This window comes from Rhodococcus sp. P3_B8 (assembly GCF_056402775.1).
Genome location: NZ_JBFUGT010000690.1, coordinates 1 through 671, shown reverse-complemented (window position 1 = coordinate 671; position 671 = coordinate 1). Strand labels below are relative to the sequence as shown.

2 protein-coding genes and 1 pseudogene are annotated in these 671 nt (G+C 71.7%); 1 reads left to right on the top strand and 2 read right to left on the bottom strand.

Features of this window, described 5'->3' with window-relative positions; all coding sequences use genetic code 11:
• Positions 1 to 154 (bottom strand): annotated as a pseudogene (locus AC1D1G_RS45795) (NAD-glutamate dehydrogenase domain-containing protein); the annotation flags it as partial.
• A gap of 11 nt (positions 155 to 165) precedes the next feature.
• Here AC1D1G_RS45795 and AC1D1G_RS45790 point away from each other — a divergent pair.
• Positions 166 to 414, top strand: a complete 249-nt coding sequence (locus AC1D1G_RS45790; protein WP_477957010.1) for an Rv3235 family protein — start codon at positions 166 to 168, stop codon at positions 412 to 414.
• 16 nt (positions 415 to 430) lie between these two features.
• On the opposite strand, the gene AC1D1G_RS45785 is transcribed toward AC1D1G_RS45790, so the two are convergent.
• Positions 431 to 671: hypothetical protein (locus tag AC1D1G_RS45785; RefSeq protein ID WP_477957009.1), on the bottom strand; the 241-nt coding region annotated here is incomplete at its 5' end.

Sequence of the window (671 nt, the reverse complement as noted above, 5' to 3'; positions counted from 1 at the left end):
GGGGAGTGGGGTCGACGAAGATGTGGCGGTGGTCGAACGCGGCGACCAGCCCGATGCCGGCACTCGCCAGCATGGCGTTCCCGAAGACGTCGCCGCTCATGTCGCCGATCCCCGTCACCGTGAAACTGTCACGGTCGACATCGATTCCGAGTTCGGCGCCGCAACGTGCGGCAACTGCGGCCGCTGGTGACGCCGTCGCTCGTCGACGTCGTGCGCACGCTCGCGCTGTCGGAGTCGCCTGCCCGGCGACTCGGTGTCGCGACGCTCGTCCGCGTGCACCTGCGCGCGGTGGAGCCGTGCGCGTTCGAGGCCTTCGGCACCTACGGCCGGGGACCGCGGATCTTCGTGATCGCAGCCCGTGTCGAACAACAGTCCGACACGGGCTGGACCGTCACCTCGCTGGTGATCGGCTGATCGTCTTCTTCTGCGGTCAGCGCTTGCGCTTGGTCCGCGGGGCCTTCTTGCCCTTCGACTGCGACCGCGCGGCCTCCCGCCGCTGACGACGGGTTCCGGCGTCGGCGGCATCGTCCGACTCGGCCGCTCCGCGGCGGCTGAGCTGCGCGTTGCCGTCCTCGGCAGGCCCGGAGTACGTGAGCCCGCGGGGCTCGCCATCATCCAGCCCCTTCGCGCGGAGGGCGGACGGCGCCGCTGTGCCCTGCGCCTGCTGCGCC